Source organism: Pelobacter propionicus DSM 2379 (assembly GCF_000015045.1).
Taxonomy (GTDB): Bacteria; Desulfobacterota; Desulfuromonadia; order Geobacterales; family Pseudopelobacteraceae; genus Pseudopelobacter; species Pseudopelobacter propionicus.
On sequence record NC_008609.1, the window covers coordinates 1,756,964 to 1,778,889 of the forward strand.

Here is a 21,926-nt window from a genome sequence, read left to right on the forward strand (position 1 = left end):
GCGGCTCTTCCATGTTCAGCTTCAAAGGAGAGGGACAATGATACGCGCATTTTTCGTTCTGCTTGTTCTCCTGGCTCTTCCCCTGACAACCACGGCGCTTGCTGCCGAACGCCCCCGACGTATGGCTTCCGCGACCGCCCCCACAGGCAGCCCTGCCATCAGCATCCTCAGCATCATACCTGCCCAGGCCGAACCGGGGGGGAGGGTGCTGATGAGCGGATCGGGCTTTGGTAGCGAGATCAGCGCGTTTCTGGGCAGCGTGGAGATTCCCGCCAGGGTCAGCGACGGGAAGCTGGTGGAATTCACCGTGCCTGCCCGGCTGCAGCCTGGCCTGTATGTGCTCTACCTGAAGCGGGCGGATGGCGTCAGCAGCCGTCCCTATAACTTTTCCATCCTGCCGCTGCGTCCCGTGCTGAGCGGGCTCTCTCCCGACCAGATCGGCGCCTGCTCCCAGGGGAGGGAGCGTGAGGTGCTGGCCCAGGGACGCAGCTTCACCGAAAGCTCTCTGCTGCTCTTCGACGGCGCCGGCATCAGGAGCAGGTTCGTCTCCCCCGAGGCCATCTCCTTCACTGTTCCAGCGGTATCGGGAGGCCTGCATCAAATCGTGGTCAAGAATCCGCCCGATTCCCTCTCCCAGCCCATGGCACTGACCATCGAAACCAGGCCGGAGATCAGCCAGGTCACCATGGGAAGCGAGCACGTCAACTACTACGAACTGATCATCGAGGGGAAGAACTTCCAGCAGGGAGCGTCGATCTATGTGGATGGACAGCGCATCGGTGGAAAAGTGGGGGTGGGTAACGGAAACCGGGAGCGGTTGATCTATGGTGACTGCGGCAAACTGATTTATCAGCGCCATCCCTATTCGTCCACCAGCAAGGAGTTGCGCATCCAGGTGGTCAACCCGGACGACGAGGCGAGTCAGGTGGTGAACGTGACAGCGCCGTGACGCTCTGCCGGTATCCTCTGCGGAAACGCAGTGCACTGCATCTCCAAGAAAATTAACCACCCCTGACGTGAGCCCGCGCATGTGGCTTGTCGGAGTCGGCCGGGATATGGTCACGGGGAGAACCTGAGGGGAGGGCAACCGTGGCAGATTTCAGTGATATCGGAACCACATCGCACGTCATTCAGCTGGCCGTGGCACCGGCTTTTCTGCTCACGGCCATTGGCGCCATGATGAGCGTGATGGCGGGTCGGCTGGCGCGCGTGATCGACCGCGCCCGGTTGCTGGAGGGGAGGCTTGAAAGTGCCGCGGAGGAGTGCCTCGCCGCACTCCATCGTGACCTCGGCACCCTTTCCCATCGGGCAAATCTCATCAATGTGGCCATCACCCTCTGCACCGCGGCCGCGATCGTGGTCTGCACCGTCATTGCCGTTCTCTTTCTGGGCAACCTGTTTCTGTTCAACATGTCCATACCCATCGCACTGCTCTTCATTCTGGCCATGCTCTTTCTGGTGTTGGGACTCATCATCTTTCTGCGCGAAATCTTCATCGCTACAGCCAGCCTGCGCATCGGTCCCCACGATACGGGTGGCTTTGTCCGTAGTTCCCCAAGGAGATGAACCCCGGTTCATCCAGACGATGTCCTCCCCCGCAGGAAGCAGCAGATGGTTTTTGGTGCGGATGCAGAAGCCAGGCATTGATGATTTGAACGTGCCGCTCTGTGCTGGCAAGGACTGAAAGCATGCATCACCTCTTTCAATTCTTCAATTCTTCCGTGCCTCTCCTGAAGCGCACAGCCCCGCTTCCATGGCGGAAACGGGGCTGTGCGGTATTGCTATTCTTTACTATTATGCTGTCCGCTCCCTCGCGTTGCGGATGCATTCCGGGCAGAGGGCTGTTACCGTTTACCCCACAGGCAGAGCAGGGCGGGCAGGAAGACCAGGAAGACAGCTACGCTGGCAACCATGCCCAGGGACATGACCGCGCCGATGCTGAATACCCCCTGGTGGTGGGCAACCATCAGGGCGCCGAAACTGAACAGGATCGTCAGGGCGTTGAGGAACACGCCGATGCCGGCGCTGCTCAGCGCCACCTGGGCCGGGGACTCGTTCCCCTGGCGGTAGCGGTTGATGATGTAGATGGCCGAGTCGATCCCCACCCCAAGGATCAGTGGCAGCACGATGATATTGGCCGAGTTGAAGCTGACTCCCGCCAGCCACATTCCCCCCACCATCAGCAGCAGGCCTGCCACGAGCGGCAGGGTGCCCAGCAGCGCGAAGCGGATGCTCTTGAAGTTGATCAGCAGGATCACGGCGATGCCGATGAAGGCGTAGGCAAAGGCCCGCAGGTAGGAGTCGCGCAGCACGGTCAGTGATTCGTAGACCATGACCGGCTCGCCGGTGGCGTTGGGAACCACGCTCTTGACCTGGCTGACGAATTCGGACAGCGGTTTGTGCTCGAAGATCTCCTTCCTGGGCGCCACCTGCAGTAGCAATTTGCCGCTTGTGCCCACGAAGCGTTGCTTCAACTGGGCCGGCACATCCGCCTCTCCCACCGGCGCAGCCTCCAGGCTCTCCTTCATCATGGCCAGTTTGTCCGGCAGCTGGGCGAACATCCCCCCCTGAAAATCACGCAGCATGGACACGGCATTCCTGTCCTTCTCCTTTTCCAGGGAGGCGAAGAAGCCGTCCAATGTTGTCAGGAAGGCGGCCACCGGTCGTGCTTCCGCTGCCCCGGCTTTCTCCAGGGCCTGCTTCAACTTCGCCACCCGGTCGTGGAAGTTCTCGAATACCATGGGCAGCTCCATCAGGGCCAGGTTTTCCTCGTAGGGGACCGGCCTGACCTGGTCCATGACCCTCTTCAGTTCCGCCAGCTCGGCCAGCTTGGCCTCCTGCTGGTCGGGAACCAGGGCATCCAGGCTGACCACGTGGTCCACGCTGGGGAGTTGCTCCAGCCGTCGGGTAAGCTGCTGCGCCTCCTGCCGGTCTTTGGCCATGACCACGGCGAAATAGCCGGAGTTCTCCTTGCTTCGCATCAGCTTGTAAGCGTATTCCACCGACTGCAACCCCTTGGCCTGCAGGTTCATCAGGTTGTAGTCGAACCGGGTGTCGATGGCGGGATAGACGCAGATGAGCGACAGCAGCAGGGTCATGCCGGCAACCATGCGCGGCCGGTCCAGCAGGGCACGGAACAGCGGGCGCCCGGCCACTTGGACCTCCCGGTCGCCGTCCGGAACGGCCAGGTAGGGCTTTGCCGGTTTCCTGAAACGCTCCAGCAGGATCAGCATGGCCGGCAGTACGCTGAAGGTGGCCAGGACGCAGATCACTACCCCACCGGCGGCGATGATGCCCAGTTCGGCGATCCCCTTGAAATCGGTGAAGGCAAAGGTGGCAAAGGCCAGGGCAACGGTGGCGGCAGCCATGACGATGGAGCGCATGTTTGCCCCCAGGCCGGTCTCGATTGCCTGCATGCCGTCGGCGCCGCCCCTCAGTTCCTCCTGGTAGCGCAGCACCACCTGGATGCCGTACTCGATACCCAGGCCGATCAGCATGATGGCGAAAACCATGGAGAGGATGTTGAGGTGGCCGATCACGGCCGTGGCAAAACCGAAGGAGAGGCAGATGCCCACGATCAGCGACACCATGGCGCTGATCACGTTCAAGAGCCCGCGGAAGGCGAACAGCAGCAGGACCACGGTCAGCGACAGGGACAGCACCGTGGCGATGGCGATGTCGTGCTGGCTGGTTGCCATCTCCTCGTACTCCAGCACCGGAACGCCGGTCAGGCCGGCGTTGATCCCCTTGAAATCCGGTCTGGCCATGACCTGGCGCAGTATGGCGCGGGTGGTGGTGATGGCCTTCTCAGCCGGCACGAAGCTTCCCTGCTCCTTGACCGGCAGGATGGTGATCACCTGCTGTTTGCCGGCGCTCTCCAGCAGGGAACCCTTGCCGTCAGTGCTCCCCTTGAGAAACGAGTCCATGCTCAGGCCACTGGACTTCCCGTCGAAGGCCTTGAAGCCCTTGTCGAGGGTAGTGAGCATAAAGGTCAGACTCTTCAGGGAATCTTGGTCGCCGGTCGCCAGGTAGACGTCGATCTGGCTGGTCAGGCTGGTGAACAGTGTCTGCACCGTGGGGGAGGCGGCCAGGTCTTTCAGCACCGGCGCAGCCATGGTCAGGGTGGAGCGCAGGTTCCTGATCTCCTCCAGCGGCATGAACAAAAGGCCATTCTTGCGGAAATAGGGCAGGCCGCCGGGATAGAACAGCTCGCGATAGACCCCCTTTTCACGGGAGAGTCGCTGGTAGATGGCGTCAGCGCAGCGGGTGGACAGTTCGGCGTCGTCCGACTCCACCACGATGACCACCTCTTCTTGGTCGCCGAACTCCTGGCGGTAGGCGCGGTAGTCCACCTGGAAGGCAGCGTTCCTGGGCATCAGGTCGTCGCGGCCGGTGAGGAACTCCATGTTCTGTTTGGTGTAGATGACCGAAATGACGGAGAGCAGCAGCGCCACTCCCAGTATCAGGCGGGGATGCCGGGCGATAAAGGCGAAGAGGCGGCTGTGAAAGCTTCGGTGAGGCACTGAGTTACTCCTTGGGAGGAAATGAATCGTGATCCGGCGGGTGGCTTTGCCGGACGTGGACTGAATTGTCCTTGATAGCATCGTGGGGAGGGTAAAGTCAATCGGGGAGGGGAAAAAGCGTGACTGGTGGCTCGTAACTGGTGACCAGTCACCCGTTACGGGTCACGGCAGTGATCAGAAGAACTCTCGCAGGCTCTCGTTGATCCCCTTGAGGGATTCGTACCAGAAGTCCCGGGCGGCCTCCAGTCGGTTGTGCTCGAACCGTTCCAGCCACTCCAAGAGCTCGGGGCGGTCGTCGTTGTCGACCTCACGTTTCCGTTTCAGGAAGGTGTGCAGATAGTCGATATTGCGGTCGGACTCCCAAAATATGGGGCTGTTGCGGCTGTCCAGGCGGCTGGCCAGTACGTGGATGGAGCGCAGAAAGCGCTCTTTGCAGTGGTGCAGGGAGTCCATGATCTCGGGGAGCAGTTCCTCGGCCCATGCGCGGTGGAAGCGGCAGACCCCCAGGTTGTCCAGAATCAGCTCCTGCTTCATCCGGTCGGCGCACATCCTGCCCAAGGTGCGGGGGGGGATGAAGTCGAAGCTGTAGATCATGTAGTATTTGCCCATGATGGCCATGGGCACCAGCGCGCCGGAGACCCAGTACTGGTTGGGGACCATTCACCCCCGCCTGCTGAAGGCGATGTATACCATGCGGTCGTGCAGCGCCGTGCCCTTCAGGCGCGAATGTATCCGGCTCCACTTGCGCACCCCCTCGCGGAAATCCAGGATGCCGCGCCGCTCCAGGATGGCGTCGATCAGTTCGCAGCCCAGCTCGGCGTTGTGCAGGGAGTCGTTGACCAGGTCGAAGGTTGCCGTGTCCCAGCGGGGGAGGCGGGTGACCCTCAGCTCCTCCCTGGTGAGCAGCCCCTCGTCCAGGAGGTCCATCAGCCAGGCCAGCACCCCGCCGCCGGAGATGGCATCGATACCCATGGCGTCGCAGTGGTGGTTGAGCCTCTCCGCCGCCCGCTGGTCGAAAATGCCGCATAGCGGTCCCATGGTCTGGTACGGTTCGTAGTCCTTCTTGTAGATGCCGTTCATCTTCTTGCACACCGCCATGCACGGCTCGCCGCAGGTGGCCTGCTGCTTGGTGGTGATGGTCTCATCGTTGAACTGCTTCAGGTAGTGGTTCAGCACCAGATTACGGTGCAGGGCCAGGCGCTCGTCCTCGGTCCAGTGGATGGTGCGGTAGTTGAAAGCCATGATCCTGCCCCCCATGGTGGCGTAGTTTACCCCCAGGGTGCCGCCGGTGTTCAGCTTCTCGTCGAATCGGTACTTGCGGGTGGCCTCCAGGTCCTTTTCCGTCAGGCGCAGGTTGTACTTGTCCCTGAACCACTCGTCTGCCACCTTCCTGTCGCGGAAGTCCTCGTTCACCACCGTGCCGCCGTAGATGATGGCCACGATGCCGTGGTTTCTGACCATGGCGCTGCCGAAGCCGCCCCGGCCGGCCCAGGTGTCCACGAAGCTGATCTTTCCCTTGCTGATCGGAACCGACATGATTCCGCCCATGTCGGTATGCAGGCTGGCCGGGCCGGCGACCAGGATGCGCGGGTCGTTCTCGTAGCGCTGGCTGAATATGCTGTAGACATGGTCGGTGAGTCCGTAGACCCCGCCTCTCCCGCTCTTCCAGATCGCCTCCACATCCAGCGGCAGCAGCTCCAGTTCGATCTCCTCGCCGTGGTTGCGGTTCAGGTAGAGCACCGACGGCACCGTGGCCTTGCCCACCAGGCTGAGCATGTTGATCCCCAGGTTGTCGAACACCAGTCCCGCGCCGCCCATGGAGCTGATGTAGTATCCCTGCCAGCAGGGGGAGAAGCCGGTCACCACCAGTCGGTTGGAACCGGGGAATATGGAGCCGGCGAAGATGCCGACCCCGAAGTTGAGGCTGCGGTACTCCTCGGTCAGGTGGATGCCCAGATCCACCGGCCCGAAGTAGCGCTCGAAGCCGTATTTTCTCGTCCGGTAAAAACCGGTGGACGCATCAACCAGAAGCACTCGTTGAAACATGATCGTTTCCTTCCGCTGTCAGTCTGGCGCTCAGTCTATCTCGCGGGACTGGCCGGTGGATGCCAGGACGCTGCTCCAGAGTCGCCCCTTGGGGTCGATCTTCTTCCTCTGGTGGGTTGCGAGCCTGATGGGGACATGGGTGAACTGCTGGTTCCAGTTCCCCACAACCATGCAGGTCCTGCCGCACATGCCGGCATGAACGGCGTTGTGTCCCAGCAGCAGGCAGAAAGCCGAATCGTGGGAGTTGGCCGGCTGGCTGCGGATGATGTAGCTTGGGTCGATGTACTTGAGGGTGATCTCCGTGCCGATGGCGCGGAAGTGTCCGTTGATGGCGTCCCGCAGAAAGGTGCCGATGTCGCCCAGTTTGACGTTACCCGATGCGTCACTCTCCGTGGCGGCCGGCAGCAGCTCCTGGCCCGCTCCCTCGGCAACGGCAATCACCGCATGGCCGCGCAGGGCCAGACGTTCCTCCAGGCTCTTCAGGAACCCGGCCAGGGTGAAGGGAACCTCGGGAACAAGGCAGAAGTTGACCTGGCTGTTGACCAGGGTGGAGTAGGCGGCAATGAAGCCGGAGTCCCGTCCCATCAGCTTCACCAGGCCAATGCCGTTGCGTGCCCCGGTGGCTTCGGTGTGGGCGGCGTAGATGGCCCGGTGGGCCTCGTCCACGGCGGTTTCGAAACCGAAGGTGTTTTGCAGGAAGGATACGTCGTTGTCGATGGTCTTGGGTATGCCGATCACGCTGATGGGCCTGCCCCGCCGGGCCGCCTCTTCGGCGATCTTGGCAGCCCCTTTGAGGGTTCCGTCGCCGCCGATGGTGAAGAGGATGGCTATGCCCAGTTCTTCCAGGTAGTCGACCATTTCAGACGGCGCCTGGGGGCCGCGGGAGGAAGCCAGGATCGTCCCCCCCAGCTCACCGATACGGTCCACCACCTCGGGGGTGAGCAGCAGGGGGGAGTGGCCGTGGCGCTTCACCACACCCTCGAAGCCGTAGCGGAAACCGTAGACCCGCCGCACGCCGTAGTGGTGGTAGAGGCTCAAGGTCAGGGCGCGGATCACGTCGTTGGTTCCGGGGCAGAGGCCGCCGCAGGTGACGATGCCGCAGGCGATGGTGGACGGGTCGAAGAAGATCCGTTCCCGCGGACCGCCCATCTCCATGGAAGGGGGCTCCCTGCCGCTGTCGATGAAGGGACGCATTTCCTGGTAGCGGGAGTGGTAGAGGATACGTTCTCCGTCGGTGGTGAAGCGTACCCCCCGCATGGGAGAGGGGAAGCGGCACTCGCCCAGACGTTCCACGTTGAAATCCGGTTCCTGGTGGTTCATTGTTCCTCCTATGGGTGTGATAGCTTTGTTTTTGCTGGTGTTTTGGACTTACCCGGCCGGGCACCTGCGGTGCCTCACCGCGCTTGTCTCAGGATCCGCTGGATGAACAGCGGTTGGGAAGATGGCTGCAGGGTTATGGTGATGGATTGTGGCCACCCCTCGCTCAGTGAAAGTGTGCGTTGCTCGCTCCCGTAACCAGACAGCTCCACGCTCAGCCGGTAGGTCCCTCCGTCCTGAAAGAACCTGAACTGGGCGCCTGCAAGTCTGGTTCGCGATATGACCGTTCTCCCTTCCGCATCCCACAACGTCACCAGGGCACCCTCCATCGGTCGCCGGTCTGCGGTGGAAAGGGAGAGCAGCACCTCCACCGAATTCGGTTCGGTTTTGAATCCCAGGGGAGCCTTGTACGGTGTCATCGTCATCAGGAGCGCCAGTACGCTGGCGCCCAGATAAAAGGCCCCCTTCTTTGACGTGGACTCGAAGATGAGGGGAAGCGCCACGGCCAGCATCAGAACGAGCCCGATGGCGCACAGGTTTGGCGCGGGGATACCGGAAAAGAGTTCGTCCAGGGTTCTGCCGATGAGGAGAATGGCCGATGCCTCGGATTTTTGGATCAGGTCCGTGAGGGTGCAGACGATTCCTCCCACGATTGCCGACAGGATCAGGGCACATTTCTTCATAGCTGAACCTCCATCAGGCTCGCCACCATCCCGCTGGGGGCAGGCACTGTTTCATGGGGCTCTTCGATGCGGGTCATCGACAACGGCCTTCCCCGGGGGGAGGGGGAGCAGGTGAGCCGCGGCCATGAGTCCCGCCTTCAGCACGAGCTCCGTTGGTATCGCCTCGTAGTACTGCTCGCGAAACGAGACGCTTCTGCACTCTTCATCGCCGCATGGACCGCAGCAGCAGCTTTGTCCCGTCTCCGCCCCGAGCCATTTCTCCAGCACTCTGTCCCCGATCAGGATACGGTTGGATTCCAGCGGCGCCCGCATGAATTCGGTTCTGCTCAACTCCCTCTCCTCGGCGATCACTACGATGCCAAGGGGAGCGAGCGCCTCACGCAGCATCTGAACAGCACTCCTGACCGCATCACCGGTGGCGGAGCAGCGATCGCAGGTCTGTCCCTGATCATCTACCAGCCGCTGCCATGTTATCCGTAACTCCATCATCTCTTTCTCCTGATATAATCGGGAACGATTGGCGCAATGTTGCTCTTTTCGTTGCACCTGCCCTGTACCACGGGGGGACCGGTTGTTCGGGTGCACACCGGGAAGTATACCATCCGGTTAACGGCTTTTCAGAAAATTCCGAGTGTAAATTTGGGGGTATAGGGGAAATGACCGTCAGCGGTGATCTGCATGTCAGGGGACAAAACGCGGTCGTGGTTCTGCGATGTCGCTATCGGCGCGGCGCATATCGGGTCATCCGTGATCCGGAAGGGGTGATCTCCCTGTGGGCTATCGAGGGAACCCGCTCCAGCCCCTTCACCATCGAGTTTGCCGACAGGGGACGCGTAAGCCGGACGCTGGGAAGTATGTCCCCGGATTTTATCCAGGCCTTTCTGGAGTACGTGGCCAGATTGAAGAGCTGATCTTGTCCTCCCGGAAACCTTCCGCAGTCCGGGTCGGATCCTGTCTGTACGCCCCGATCAAGCGCCGATCTCGCTTTGATCATTCGGCACATCCCCGAACAGAAACGATGTGAATGGAAGTGGTAAAGCCGTCCTTGCACATTTTCGCGTGAACTGTGAAGTTCTTGGTCTTCGAGAATGTTCCCTGCATCCCTGTGTATATAAGGCGCTGATTATGCTGACGTTTACTCAGGGAAATGCGTTGGCTCCGGGCATGGGACTGCGCGGGCCTCCCGTGTGCTGCCGCTACCTGGCACGGGTGGACTCCGGTACCATGCGGGAAGGCGGCTGAGCAGACTGCCTGGGCGGCGACTCCCCGCCGGTAGCGGTCGGGCGCTGCTCTGGCTGCGGGCGTTGATGCGGGGCGGAACGCTCGATCCGTGGCTGCTGCCCCGCCGGCGACGGCTTTGGCTGGACGTTGGCCGGGAGCGTTGTCTGGCCTGCACTGCGTGGCGCGGCTGTTCCGATGTTGCCGCCGTCCGGCTGCTGCTTGGTTCGAGGCTGCTGAGCCGGAGCGGGTTGTGTTGCCGGCTGAGGCTGTGCTGCGGACGGCTGCTTCCGCGGCACGGAGCGGGGAGGAACTGTCTGCTGATGCCGCGCAGGCGCGGGTTGGTCCTGTGGGTGCATGGTCTCCCGGCCGAATTTTTCCCGTTTGTGGTTGACCGTGGTCTGCCCGCCGGCCTTGTCGCTGGAACGGCTGTACGGCTGAGTTCCGGAGCGGGGCGTGCCGGCGGCGGTTCCCCGCCCGTTATGGCGGCTTCCCGGTTGACGGTTGCGAGGCTGCTCTCCCGCGAGCGGAACCGTTTTTGCTGCCGGGGATTGAACCCTGTCGGGGGAACGCTGGTCTCTCAGGGGGACGACCGTCCGCGGTTGCGCGGACCGCGGCGGAGGCGGAATGGCCTGGGGCTTCCGCTGGGGGCGGTAGTGGGGGTGCGGAGTATCGCTGCGGGGAGGAGGTGGTGTTGTCGTAATCACGGGCCTCTGCTCCCGCGTGACAGGACGCTGGCCAGGGATGACACCTGTCTGGCGTTCGGTTCGGTGGGGTGTGTCGCGCCGGTTCCCTGTTCGATACTTCCCGCTGTTGTAGCGCAGTACGCGGCTGTTGGTGGTTATGGTCGTGTAGCGCGTGTTGACGTAGACGCTGCTCCTGGCATGCACGTGCGGCCGTGCGCGGTCGATCCAGCCGCGTCCCCGCCAGCCGTGGTAGTAGATGCGGCGGCCATGCCAGTCGCAGTCGCGATTCAGCCATGCGCCGATGGTGAAGCCGATGCCGAAGGTGACCAAGCCGAATTCAGGTGGGGGAGGCTCGACGTAGACCGTCTGGGGATCGTACTGGGGAAGATAGATCAGATCAGGCCGCGCCGGAAGAATCCTGATGTAGCCGTTTTCCACGACAACCTGTTGCTCCGGGGTTGAAACCAGGTTGCCCGTTGCCCGTGCCTGTTGGCGCAGGAGCTGGATCGCCTGCAGCACTTCTTCACGCTGGTTGATGAAAGCCTGTCCCAGGGCAACGGCCCAGTCGTGGTCCTGGTCCATCATAAAGAGCAACTCGGGGTAGTGTGCTACGGCCTTGACGCTCACATCCCACTCTTGCTGGTCGATGAGGGCGTCTTTTCCCATCATCCTGACGCGCCGGGCCGCCGAGTTGATCTGGTCGATGAAGGTCGTCGCCGGAAGGATCTGGGCGATGAGGGGGTCGGGGTAGAGTGCTATGGGAGCCAGCAGATCCTCCAGTTCCTCCATGCTGAACTGCTCGTCGCTGTACACCGTTTCCTGGTTATGGGAAGCTTCCTGGTCGTCGGAGGGATAGTAGATGTCGCTGGCGCCCCATGCCGTCTGCCCCAGGGTGATAAAGAACAGCAGGAGTAGTGTCCGCGGTATGATCGCTCTGTTTTTCATGGTTGTCTCCCTGTTCGCGGGGGCGTTGGTGCGATTGTCGCGCAAAAGGAACCGTGTCGTGCGACACTGCCCGGAAAAGCGTGGCCCGCAGTGTGGATGCTGTGCGCCTCATCCGCTGTTCTGGCTGCTGGTGGTGCCTCCATTGGCAGGGAGTCGCGGGCTAGGAGTCTGTCGGGCTTGACCTCAGGGGCGCCCTCTTTTGTGGCCAAGCCGATTAAAAAAGTTCCGTATGTGTTCGTCTTCCCACCGGCAACCTGGTTAATTCAGCCCTTTCAGCGATGACTGCGGTTATTACAGGCTGATTTTCGCTATTTCTCATTCTATCCGGCCAAGACATGCAGCCGTTTGATGTTGTAGGCCATGCAGACGAGGTTCCATTCGCCTTTTACTGCTTCAAAGCCACGAAGAAGAAAGCTTCTGAATCCCATGACCGCCTTGATGATGCCGAAGACCGGTTCCGAGGTGACTTTTCGCTGGGCGTAGATCGCCTTGCCGGAAGGTGTCTTCAGGCGATGCTTCATTCTGGCCACGGAATCGGCATCTTCGGGTAACGGCGGCGGTTCGGCAAAGCGCTCCATCAGTGGCACGTTGTGACTCTGCCGGTCTACGGCAATGTAGGGAGTTATCCCGTTCTCCTCACAGGCAGTTACATTGGTTTCGCTGAAGTAGCCACTGTCAGCTACCAGATCGGTTGCCTTGCCAAGCTTCTCAGGCAGCGCCGCCAGGTTCTCCAGGGTCGGTGTCAGCTCCTGTTTGTCATTGGGATTCTGGGTAACATGGGCCGAAACGATGAGCTTTGATGCTGTATCCACACCGGCCTGGGCGTTGTAAGTCTGCTCGAATCCGCCACCGGAGGTCGGCATGATCCGCGACTCTTCATCGGTCAGATTGACCTGATCTTTGGCAGTGGGGCCGGATTTGGGCGGTTTCGGCTCTTTCCCCTTGGCCTTCTTGCCCGTTGCCTGCTCCTTCTTGGCCCGTTCGGCGACTTTCTTCTCATAAGCGGCCTGTTCACGAGCATGGCGCTCAGCGGCTCGTTTTTCGATCTCGACCTTGGCTGCGGCAATGGCGGAAAGACGCTTTTCCCGACGTTCCAGTTCTTCGGGGATGTTCATGCCGTCCGGAATATCGGCACGGTCCGCTGCCTCGGCCTTTTTGAGCAGTTCGCCAACCTCAGCCTTGATCTGCTCTTCAAGCTTGCAGGCATGCTCATAGCTCAGCGCCTTGTGCTTGGAGGCGTTCGCCTTGATTTTGCTGCCATCCAAACTAACGTTGCCCAGTTTCAGCACCTCCATCTGATGAGCGATCAGCAGAATCTGGGCAAACAGCTTGTTCAGTTGCGGCAGAAAACGCCGGCGGAAGGTGGCAATGGTATCGTGGTCAGGATGACTGTTTGCCGCTATGAACCGGAATGCCACGGAGTCGTAGGTGCTGCGCTCAAGCTTCCGGCTGGAGAATACGCCTGTCGCATAACCGTAAAACAACAATGCTACCAGCATCTCAGGGTTATAGGGCTGCGAGCCTCGGCCGGCATAGGTAGCTTTCAAAGAGCGCAGGTCGAGCTGTTCGACAATTTCGACCACAAACCGGGCCAAGTGCTTTTCTGGTAGCCAATCCTGCAGCGATGGCGGGAGCAGATAGGGTGTTTCCCGGTCAACTTCAATAAACTTTGATTTCATAGTCAACCCCGATACCTAACCAGTTGATATTACCGGACAAATATACGGGATACACCAAGAAAACGCAAGCTAAAGCTGACGACTTATTCAATAAATACAGCAGGTTAACCAATTGAAAACGCCCTGGAGATGACGGCTGAATGCGTTAAGCCCGACAGACTCCTAGCGCCGCAGGAGCCAGAGGATCAGGGAGAGGAGCGCCGAGAGGAGGATGCAGGTGGTCAGGGGAAAGAAAAAACTGAAGTTCTCCCGCTGGACATGGATGTCGCCCGGCAGTTTTCCCAGCCAGGGGATGCGCGGCGAGAAGGTGATGACGACGCCCGCAACAACCAGGATTAATCCGGTGATGATCAGGGAACGTCCGAGCCCGCTCATTTTTGCTTCTCCCGGGGAAGGTAGCGTTCCTTCTCGCTGTAAACGCAGCCGCAGTACTGCTGGCGATAGAGCCCCAGTTCCTTTGATATCCTGATCCCCTCCTGCCAGCCGGGGCGGAAATCCTGGTACAGGAAGGCAATGCCGTGCTCCAGGCCGGCCTGCTCTCCGGCTGTCCTGATGTCGTCGTGTTTCTGGTAGCGGCTGTAGAGCAGGGAGGAGGTGAAGGCCTGGAAACCATGCTCGGCCGCGACCTGCGCGCTTATCCGCAGCCGCGACCCGTAGCAGTAGCCACAGCGCTCGGCGGGGGCCGAAGCCACGTTGGCCAGGAATCCCTCCAGGTCGTAGTCTTCACGCACCAGGAGCGGCATCCGCATCTGCTCCGCCATCAGGCGTGCCGCACCGAGACGACGCTCGTATTCCTGGAAGGGGTGGATGTTGTGGTTGTAGAAGAAGCCGGTCACCTGGTGACCGGCTTCGCGCAGGACCCGCAGCGGATAGAGGGCGCAGGGGCCGCAGCAGAGATGCAGCAGCACGTTCATCGCCTAGAGGTTCTCCAGCATGTGGCCGAGCTTGTCGCGCTTGGTGGTGAGATAGTCGATGTTGTTTTCCGTCGCCACCATCTCGATGGAGACCCGGTCCACGATGTCGATGCCGTATCCCTGCAGGCCGATCAGCTTCTTGGGGTTGTTGGTCAAAAGCCGGATCTTGGTGATTCCCAGCGCCAGCAGGATCTGGGCGCCGATGCCGTAATCCCTCAGGTCGGCCTTGAAGCCCAGCTTCAGGTTTGCTTCCACCGTGTCCAGCCCCTTGTCCTGCAGTTCGTATGCCTTGAGTTTGTTCACCAGGCCGATGCCGCGTCCTTCCTGGCGCATATAGAGGATGACTCCTTTGCCCTCTTCGGCGATCTTGCGCATGGCGCTGTGCAACTGGTCGCCGCAATCGCAGCGCTGACTCCCCAGCACGTCCCCGGTCAGACATTCCGAGTGCACCCGCACCAGCACCGGCTCTCCCTTTTTGATTTCCCCCTTTACCAGGGCGATGTGCTCCAGGTGGTCCACGTCGTTTTCGAAGGCAACGGCGCGCCAGTCGCCGCCGAAGCGGGAGGGGATCTGGGCTTCGGCCACCGTGCGTACCAGCCGCTCGGTCCTGAGCCGGTAGGCAACCAGGTCGGCAACGGTGCAGATCTTGATGCCGTGATGCTTGGCGAACTTCTTCAGCTCCGGCATGCGGGACATGCTGCCGTCGTCGTTCATGATCTCGCAGATTACACCGGCGGGGCGCAAGCCGGCCAGACGGGCCAGGTCCACGGACCCCTCGGTCTGTCCTGATCGCACCAGCACACCCCCCTTGCGAGCCCGCAGCGGAAAGACATGGCCGGGGCTGACCAGGTCCTTGGGGGTTGCATTGTCGGCGACGGCGGTGAGGATGGTGTGGGCGCGATCGGCGGCCGAGATGCCGGTGGTGACCCCGCTTTTTGCCTCGATGGAAACGGTGAAGGCGGTCTCGAAAGGAGATGTATTGTCGCGCACCATGGGACGCAGGCCGAGCGCGTCGCATTTGTCCGGTGTCAGTGTCAGGCAGATCAGGCCGCGGCCGTATTTTGCCATGAAGTTGATGTTTTCCGGGGTTGCCGCCTCGGCAGCCAGGGTAAGGTCACCCTCGTTTTCACGATCTTCATCATCCACCAGGATGACCATCTTTCCCTGACGGATATCCTCGATTGCTTCTTCGGTACTCGATACAGACATGGTGTTTTTTCCTTTCAGATTACAGAGACAGCTGATTCTTCGGCAGGAAGCGGGGAGGGGAGAGTCGTTTTTTCTCCCGATCCAATGGTTGAGACAAACCGCCGCGAAACGAAGCCCTGCTGCTCGAGTGTTTGAATTCGCAAAATACCATCCTTCGCCAGGAGATACAATATATTGTGCGCTTCAGGGTAGGGGGCGTTCATGCGGCTTTGTCGGCGGAAACACAAAAAGGCGGGATATCCCGCCTTTTTGTGTTTCCGTATTTTGATTGGAACCTACTTCTTCAGGTTGTAAAACACGTCATGCCCCCTGAACAGGGCGCAGTCGTCCAGTTCCTCTTCGATGCGCAAGAGCTGGTTGTACTTGGCCACCCGGTCGGTGCGGCAGAGGGAACCGGTCTTGATCTGGCCGGCATTGACCGCTACCGCCAGGTCGGCCAGGGTGGTGTCCTCGGTCTCCCCGGAACGGTGGGAGATGACCGTGGTGTAGCCGGCGCGCTTGGCCATTTCGATCGCCTCCAGCGTCTCGGTGAGGGTGCCGATCTGGTTGAGCTTGACCAGGATCGAGTTGGCGATACCTTTCTGGATGCCCTCTTTCAGGATCCTGGGGTTGGTGACGAACAGGTCGTCCCCCACGATCTGGATGCGCTTGCCCAGGCGGTCGGTGAGCAGTTTCCAGCCATCCCAGTCGTTCTCGGCCATGCCGTCTTCGATGGAGATGATCGGATAGCGGTTGACCAGATCCTCGTAGAAATCAATCAGCTGGGCGGCGGTTTTCTGCTTTTGCTGCTCGTTTTCCAGGGTATAAATGCCATCTTTGAACAGCTCCGACGAAGCCACGTCCAGGGCCAGCAGCACGTCTTCACCCGGCTTGTAGCCGGCCTTGACGATGGCCTCCATAATCACCTGCAGGGCCTCTTCGTTGGATTTCAGGTTGGGCGCGAAGCCCCCCTCGTCGCCCACGGAGGTGTTGTATCCCTTGCCCTTCAGCACAGATTTCAGGGCGTGGAAAATTTCCGCCCCCATGCGCAGCGCTTCGGCGAAGCAGCGGGCGCCGGCCGGCATGATCATGAATTCCTGGATATCCACGTTGTTGTCGGCGTGGGCGCCACCGTTCAAGATGTTCATCATGGGCAGCGGCAGCTCGCGGGCTCCGGCTCCGCCGATGTATTTGTGCAGGGACAGACCGGCCTCGTCGGCCGCGGCCTTGGCAACGGCCAGGGAGACTCCCAGGGTGGCATTGGCGCCCAGCTTGCTCTTGAACTCGGTTCCGTCCAGCTCCAGCATCTTGTTGTCGATGGCGACCTGGTCGTCCGCATCCATGCCGATCAGTTCGTCGGCGATTTCGTTGTTGACGTTATCCACTGCCTTGAGGACACCCTTGCCCAGATAGCGGGCCATGTCGCCGTCGCGCAATTCCAGCGCCTCGCGCTCGCCGGTGGATGCCCCGGACGGCACGGCGGCCCGCCCGAAGGCGCCCGACTCCAGGAATACATCGACCTCCAGGGTGGGGTTACCGCGGGAATCCAGGATCTCTCTGGCATAGATATCAACAATTTCACTCATTATACTGCCCCCTTGCGTGTAGTGGTGATTTGGGAGATAGTATCTCCGTGTGGGAAAACTGTATCTCTATAGCACACAACGTCAAGAGAATACAAACGCTTGCACATTAAAACAAACCGTTGGCCGGGTGGGGGGGGCATGGCCATATCCCTTCACATGCTGACCGTATCCGTGCTATGAACACAGAATCCAACGTCAGGTTGCGCCGCGAAAGCGGTCAGCCATGCCATGATGCCTGTGCCAGGGGGATGTCGGCGGGCGAGCGGAGCGGAGAACACAGCTGGCAAGAAATCCGCGGGAGTATCAATGAAAACCAGAATCCTGATCGTCGATGATGAACTGAGCATGCGGGAGTTTCTCTCCATCCTGCTGGAGGGGGAGGGGTACGAGACGGTTGTTGCCGCCCATGCGGAACAGGCCCTGTCCCTTCTGGACAGCGGCCTGTTTGATCTGGTCATATCCGACGTGCAGATGCCCGGGTTGGATGGCATCGAACTTCTGAGCCGCATCAAAACCGTTTCTCCCGGTACGGCCGTGCTGATGATGACCGCCTACTGCGCCGCCGAGCAGGCGGTGGAGGCCATGAAACTGGGCGCCTATGACTACATCTCCAAGCCGTTCAAGGTGGAGGAGATCAAGGTGCTGATCCGCAACGCCCTGGAAAAATGCGACCTGAAGCGGGAGAACAGCGTACTCAAGGAGACGGCCCAGCAGCGCGACAGTTTCTGTGGGATCATCGGCGCCAGCCCCAGGATGAAGGAGGTCTTTTCGCTGATCCAGAAGGTTTCGCTGAGCAACAGTTCCGTAATGATCCAGGGGGAGAGCGGCACTGGCAAGGAACTGGTGGCCCGGGCCATCCACCACTGCAGCTCGCGGGGGAAAAAGGCTTTCGTGGCGGTCAACTGCGGGGCCATTCCCGAGCAGCTCATGGAGAGCGAGCTGTTCGGCCACAAGCGGGGCTCCTTCACCGGCGCCGTGGCGGACAGGGCCGGCCTGTTTGAACAGGCCGAGGGTGGTACGCTGTTTCTGGATGAGATCGGCGAACTGCCGCTTCTGATGCAGACCAAGCTTTTGCGCGTGCTCCAGGAACGGGAATTCAGGCGGGTGGGGGGCGCCCAGGTGCAGAAGTCGAATGTACGCATCCTGACGGCATCCAACCGCGACCTGCAGAGCCAGGTCAAGACGGGCGGTTTCCGGGAGGATCTCTACTACCGCATCAACGTCATGCAGATCAGCATGCCGCCGCTTCGCGAGCGGATTGAAGACATTCCGGTCCTGGTGGAGCATTTTTTTCGCAAATACGGTGATACGCGGCAGACCGGTGAGGTCATCACGCCGGGTGCGCTCAAGGCGCTGATGAATTACCACTATCCGGGAAACATCCGCGAGTTGGAAAACATCGTCGAGCGCAGCCTGGTAATGGATGCATCGAAAATCCAGGAGTGCAACCTGCCCAAGCAGGTCCGCACGGGGTTTTTGCCCTGTCCGGGAAGAGATGCGCTTATCCCCGCGGAGGGGATGGACCTGGAGTCGTTCCTGTCCGGTCTGGAAAAACAGTACCTGGTGAAAGCGCTGGAGATGACCGGTGGTGCCAAGAAAAAGGCCGGGGAACTCTTGGGGATGTCCTTTCGGTCATTCAGGTACCGTCTGGCCAAATTCGGGCTTGATTCCGGCGAGGGAGATCGGGATGAGTGACATAAATTGTCATAGGTAGTGACAATGCTTGGTAAGTGGAAAGGGCTTCGCTTCGGTGGGATACAAAAAATTCCTTGAAAATAAAGTGTTATAACTTTGCTTGACTCTGGCCTGTGTTTTGCTACTGTTTGATCTGTTTACAATGTGACCGCTCATCGTCTGGGCAACAAAACGAAAGGAGAAAGATATGCTAAACAAATTGAGGAACAGAAAAGGCTTTACCCTGATCGAGCTGTTGATCGTCGTGGCGATCATCGGCATCCTGGCGGCCATCGCCATCCCGCAGTTCTCCGCCTACCGGGCAAAGGCCTACAACTCGGCCGCCAACTCTGACCTGAAAAACATCAAGACCGGGATGGAAGCCTTCATGGCTGACAACCAGCAGTATCCTGGCGACGTTGACTACAGATAAATCAAACAAAGGAGATAATATATGAAAAAACATATTATTTTTGCATCAATGTCTCTGCTTGTAGCAAGCAGCGCTTTTGCTGGTACCAGCATAACAATGACAAGTGACTTAACCTCTACAAGCTCAAAAAGCGGACTCACTGTGTATGGCGATAAATCAACTGCAACAGCAGCTACTGCTGCACTGATTGGTAAGACATCTACGGGTGTGAGTGTTGGTTTATTGACTAGTTCATTAGGTTATGCTGTAGTAACACAGCACAAAAATGGTACCAAAGCCTTTGGTTCGTCATACGATAGCACTTCCGTGTTTTCTTCTACTGTAACTGAAGGAACTGCTCTACTTACGGTACCAACTGCGATTACTTCTGCTGATTTTACTGGTACATGGACATCTATGTAATGTTTGAATAATTTAAACTTTAAAGCGGGATGTTTCGACATCCCGCTTTTTTTGTGAGCATCAAATGAATCAGATATTGACAAAAGCTAAATGCATCATATTCCTCTCTCTTATAGTCCTAATTGCCTATTATCCGTCTCTGTTTGTTCCACTTAATTCCGTTGATGATTCCGGTATGTACCTTCATCTACTCAATACAGATGCTTTTACATTAGAAGGCATGTTTTTCCCAGGCCACACCGGCAGTTATTACCGTCCCTTTGTTCTCTTGTCATTCATGATGGATAAATACGTCTGGGGGCTTGAAGAAAGCTTCATGCATCTGGAAAATATAGTATTTCATCTTGCTAATACACTACTGCTTTTTGCCGTTACGCGAAGGGCATGTTCGCTTCTGAAACAAACATCTTTATTCGTCCCGTTTGCAACGGCGCTTTTCTTTGCTATCCACCCGCTCAATACCGAAGCAGTCAACTGGATCTCCGGTCGAACCGATCTGCTGGCCGGTTTTTTTCTGTTATTGGCAATGTATTCGATGCTAAAAAATCCATTGACTTGGCCTTGTTCGTTATTGGCTGCCATCTTTATGCTTATGGCCTGCCTTGCGAAAGAAACTGCTATTTTTTTCCTTCCGGCAGCATTACTTTTTCCTTTCTATCTTTCTTCGCACAAGGATGAAATTGTGCCAGTAAGCATAATAGTTCGCAGAAACCTGCCTCATTTACTTCTATTCAGTGCTGCTGGTTCCGCATACTTTGTCTTCCGAGCGTTGGCCTTCGCAAAGGGCGATCAGGGTGTGACTCGCGTCATGACGCATGTTGCCGGAGCCGAAAGCGCCGGGATGCTGACAAGCCTGCGGTTAGTATTCAAGTCTATCGGTTTTTATGCAAAAAAATTGCTATTGCCGTTTCCGCTGAATTTTGGAATAACCCATATTTCGGATCTTTATCTTCCGCTGGGAGTGCTGGTCTTGGCTGGTGTCATCTGGCTTATGTCCCGACGGACATTACCCGCCTTTTTTGTGATCTGTGCTGGTGCTGTAGGCACCTCGGCTCTCATGATTCCATTGCTTCGCTTGACTTGGACGCCGCTGGGCGAACGGTATATGTATATTCCCTCAGCTTTTTTTTTGACAGGTTTGATGTTGACGGTCGGGCGCTGGGAGCAGCAGCATGTTCGCTTTCGTACAGCATTGGTACTCTTAGCAAGTTGTCTTTTCGGCATAGCACTCTACGGTACAGTAACTCGAAATTTTCTCTGGCAGAACAGTTTGGCATTATTTCAGGATACTTTGAAAAAATCTCCTAATTTTACTCCGGCTCAGAATGAAATTGCTAATGCATTGTACGCTCAGGGGAGAAAACAGGAGGCTACAGTCATCTATAAATCTTTCACTGAGTCGGAAGGTCTTATTAACGCACAGTATGGTCTTAAAAATAAAGCTCTTGCGTTTATGAATGAAGGTAACTTTTCCGAGGCGCGAGATATATTGAGCCAATTGCTGGCTAACCCGGGTAAGCATGAAGTCTCTATCTTGTTACAGGTGCTAGAACTCAACAAAATTCAGGTTGCAGCGGGCAAGGCTACAATTAAAGGTGTGTATGCTGAATCAGTTGAAACCTTAACCCGCTTAATTGCGCTTACCGGCGATCCATTTTATTCATATCGTTTAGGAATTGTTCATATGCAAATAGGTGAGCGCCAGAAAGCAATAGCGTCATTTAATGCCGTTGTACGAACCGCTGCACCTACTGCGTATTACAGAAAACCGGCTGAAAAGCTGGCTAAAGAACTTGCTATGTGATATCAAAAGCTTATATCAGATTGGTAGGGAAAACGTATGACTTCAATTATAGGTATAACTCTCAAGGGTATTTTCCGCGACCGGGTGTTTCAGGGCATCATGGTGTCAGCCTGCATGTTCCTTTTTATCCCTGTAGTCGCCTCCCTCTCCATGCGACAGGTTACGGAACTCTCCCTGACATTGTCACTCTCCCTGCTCTCCTTCATCATGCTGCTGCTGTCGGTTTTTCTGGGGGGGACGTCGCTCTGGAAGGATATTGAACGGCGCTACACCTTCAGCGTGCTTGGCCTTCCCCTGTCGCGGCAGAGCTATCTGCTGGGGCGCTTCGGCGGTACGGCTCTTTTCGTGCTGCTGGCGGCAACGGTGCTGGGTATGGCCGTCTGCGGGGTCGTGGCGTACACCGCTGGCGCGTATCCTCCCGACAGGCCGGTGGTCTGGGGGACGCTGGCGTTCTGCATCCTGTTCGATGCCCTGAAATACATCCTGCTGATCGCGGTTGCCTTCCTGTTTTCATCGCTCAGTACCTCGTTCTTTCTGCCGGTCTTCGGAACGATTGCCACCTTCCTGGCCGGCGGTGTCACCCAGCAGGTCTATGAGTATGTTCACTCGCCCTCTTCGGCCAAGCTGTCACCCGTGGTCAAACAGGTAGCCACCGGCTTGTATTATCTGCTGCCCAACTTCGGCGCCTTTGATCTCAAGGTCAATGCCATATACGGCCTTCCGCTCCCCGTCCAGGGACTGCTGCTGACCGCGGCCTATTTTGTCGTCTCTGTGGGGATTCTGCTTTCCCTTTCCGCCGTCATCTTTATGCGGCGCGAAATGAGGTAG

The 21,926-nt window shown here is 58.5% G+C and carries 20 protein-coding genes; 8 read left to right on the forward strand and 12 right to left on the reverse strand.

Going from position 1 to position 21,926, the window contains the following annotated elements:
- The first annotated feature begins 37 nt into the window (after positions 1-37).
- Positions 38-949 carry an IPT/TIG domain-containing protein gene (locus PPRO_RS08165; protein WP_011735533.1) on the forward strand — a complete coding sequence of 304 codons (912 nt, stop codon included), beginning with the start codon at positions 38-40 and terminating at the stop codon, positions 947-949.
- A 140-nt stretch (positions 950-1,089) separates the two neighbouring features.
- A complete protein-coding gene (locus tag PPRO_RS08170) occupies positions 1,090-1,566 on the forward strand; it encodes a DUF2721 domain-containing protein (RefSeq protein ID WP_011735534.1) in 477 nt (158 codons plus the stop codon).
- Positions 1,567-1,844: 278 nt separating this feature from the next.
- On the opposite strand, the gene PPRO_RS08175 is transcribed toward PPRO_RS08170, so the two are convergent.
- From PPRO_RS08175 to PPRO_RS08195, 6 genes are all read right to left on the reverse strand, one after another.
- Positions 1,845-4,523 carry an MMPL family transporter gene (locus PPRO_RS08175; protein ID WP_011735535.1) on the reverse strand — a complete coding sequence of 893 codons (2,679 nt, stop codon included), beginning with the start codon at positions 4,521-4,523 and terminating at the stop codon, positions 1,845-1,847.
- A gap of 174 nt (positions 4,524-4,697) precedes the next feature.
- Positions 4,698-5,183 carry a hypothetical protein gene (locus tag PPRO_RS21440; RefSeq protein ID WP_232286707.1) on the reverse strand — a complete coding sequence of 162 codons (486 nt, stop codon included), beginning with the start codon at positions 5,181-5,183 and terminating at the stop codon, positions 4,698-4,700.
- On the reverse strand, positions 5,184-6,569 hold the full coding sequence (locus PPRO_RS08180; RefSeq protein ID WP_232286708.1) for an aldehyde ferredoxin oxidoreductase C-terminal domain-containing protein: 1,386 nt from the start codon (positions 6,567-6,569) through the stop codon (positions 5,184-5,186).
- A gap of 30 nt (positions 6,570-6,599) precedes the next feature.
- The gene (locus PPRO_RS08185) at positions 6,600-7,889 is read right to left on the reverse strand and encodes an ATP-dependent 6-phosphofructokinase (protein ID WP_011735536.1); all 1,290 of its coding nucleotides are present in this window, start codon (positions 7,887-7,889) and stop codon (positions 6,600-6,602) included.
- Between the two features lie 74 nt (positions 7,890-7,963).
- Positions 7,964-8,569, reverse strand: coding sequence for a carboxypeptidase-like regulatory domain-containing protein (locus tag PPRO_RS08190; RefSeq protein ID WP_011735537.1), 606 nt, complete (start codon positions 8,567-8,569; stop codon positions 7,964-7,966).
- A 51-nt stretch (positions 8,570-8,620) separates the two neighbouring features.
- Positions 8,621-9,058, reverse strand: a complete 438-nt coding sequence (locus PPRO_RS08195; RefSeq protein WP_011735538.1) for a DUF2703 domain-containing protein — start codon at positions 9,056-9,058, stop codon at positions 8,621-8,623.
- Positions 9,059-9,225: 167 nt separating this feature from the next.
- On the opposite strand from PPRO_RS08195, the gene PPRO_RS08200 reads away from it, so the two are divergent.
- The gene (locus tag PPRO_RS08200; RefSeq protein WP_011735539.1) at positions 9,226-9,480 is read left to right on the forward strand and encodes a hypothetical protein; all 255 of its coding nucleotides are present in this window, start codon (positions 9,226-9,228) and stop codon (positions 9,478-9,480) included.
- A 285-nt stretch (positions 9,481-9,765) separates the two neighbouring features.
- Here PPRO_RS08200 and PPRO_RS19455 read toward each other — a convergent pair whose 3' ends face one another.
- From PPRO_RS19455 to eno, 6 genes are all read right to left on the reverse strand, one after another.
- A complete protein-coding gene (locus PPRO_RS19455) occupies positions 9,766-11,418 on the reverse strand; it encodes a DUF3300 domain-containing protein (RefSeq protein ID WP_011735540.1) in 1,653 nt (550 codons plus the stop codon).
- 320 nt (positions 11,419-11,738) lie between these two features.
- Complete coding sequence (locus tag PPRO_RS08210) at positions 11,739-13,097, reverse strand: IS1182 family transposase (protein ID WP_011733975.1); 1,359 nt, start codon at positions 13,095-13,097, stop codon at positions 11,739-11,741.
- Positions 13,098-13,259: 162 nt separating this feature from the next.
- The gene (locus tag PPRO_RS08215; RefSeq protein ID WP_011735541.1) at positions 13,260-13,472 is read right to left on the reverse strand and encodes a DUF2905 domain-containing protein; all 213 of its coding nucleotides are present in this window, start codon (positions 13,470-13,472) and stop codon (positions 13,260-13,262) included.
- Entirely contained in the window at positions 13,469-14,011 is a 543-nt protein-coding gene (locus tag PPRO_RS08220; protein WP_011735542.1) for an epoxyqueuosine reductase QueH, read from the reverse strand. Before PPRO_RS08220 ends, PPRO_RS08215 begins: the two co-directional genes overlap by 4 nt.
- Before the next feature lie 3 nt (positions 14,012-14,014).
- On the reverse strand, positions 14,015-15,220 hold the full coding sequence (locus tag PPRO_RS08225) for a bifunctional 3,4-dihydroxy-2-butanone-4-phosphate synthase/GTP cyclohydrolase II (RefSeq protein WP_011735543.1): 1,206 nt from the start codon (positions 15,218-15,220) through the stop codon (positions 14,015-14,017).
- Positions 15,221-15,495: 275 nt separating this feature from the next.
- Positions 15,496-16,785 carry a phosphopyruvate hydratase gene (gene eno, locus PPRO_RS08230; protein ID WP_011735545.1) on the reverse strand — a complete coding sequence of 430 codons (1,290 nt, stop codon included), beginning with the start codon at positions 16,783-16,785 and terminating at the stop codon, positions 15,496-15,498.
- Positions 16,786-17,091: 306 nt separating this feature from the next.
- Here eno and PPRO_RS08235 point away from each other — a divergent pair, with 306 nt between their 5' ends.
- The 5 genes from PPRO_RS08235 to PPRO_RS08250 all read left to right on the forward strand — a co-directional run bounded on the left by PPRO_RS08235 (position 17,092) and on the right by PPRO_RS08250 (position 21,926).
- Positions 17,092-18,480 carry a sigma-54-dependent transcriptional regulator gene (locus PPRO_RS08235; protein WP_011735546.1) on the forward strand — a complete coding sequence of 463 codons (1,389 nt, stop codon included), beginning with the start codon at positions 17,092-17,094 and terminating at the stop codon, positions 18,478-18,480.
- A gap of 187 nt (positions 18,481-18,667) precedes the next feature.
- Positions 18,668-18,892, forward strand: a complete 225-nt coding sequence (locus PPRO_RS21640; RefSeq protein WP_011735547.1) for a type IV pilin protein — start codon at positions 18,668-18,670, stop codon at positions 18,890-18,892.
- Between the two features lie 21 nt (positions 18,893-18,913).
- Complete coding sequence (locus tag PPRO_RS20855) at positions 18,914-19,294, forward strand: hypothetical protein (RefSeq protein WP_157039970.1); 381 nt, start codon at positions 18,914-18,916, stop codon at positions 19,292-19,294.
- A gap of 64 nt (positions 19,295-19,358) precedes the next feature.
- Positions 19,359-21,098: a tetratricopeptide repeat protein gene (locus tag PPRO_RS08245; protein ID WP_011735549.1), complete on the forward strand. Its 1,740-nt coding sequence runs from the start codon at positions 19,359-19,361 to the stop codon at positions 21,096-21,098.
- A 36-nt stretch (positions 21,099-21,134) separates the two neighbouring features.
- On the forward strand, positions 21,135-21,926 hold the full coding sequence (locus tag PPRO_RS08250; protein WP_011735550.1) for a membrane protein: 792 nt from the start codon (positions 21,135-21,137) through the stop codon (positions 21,924-21,926).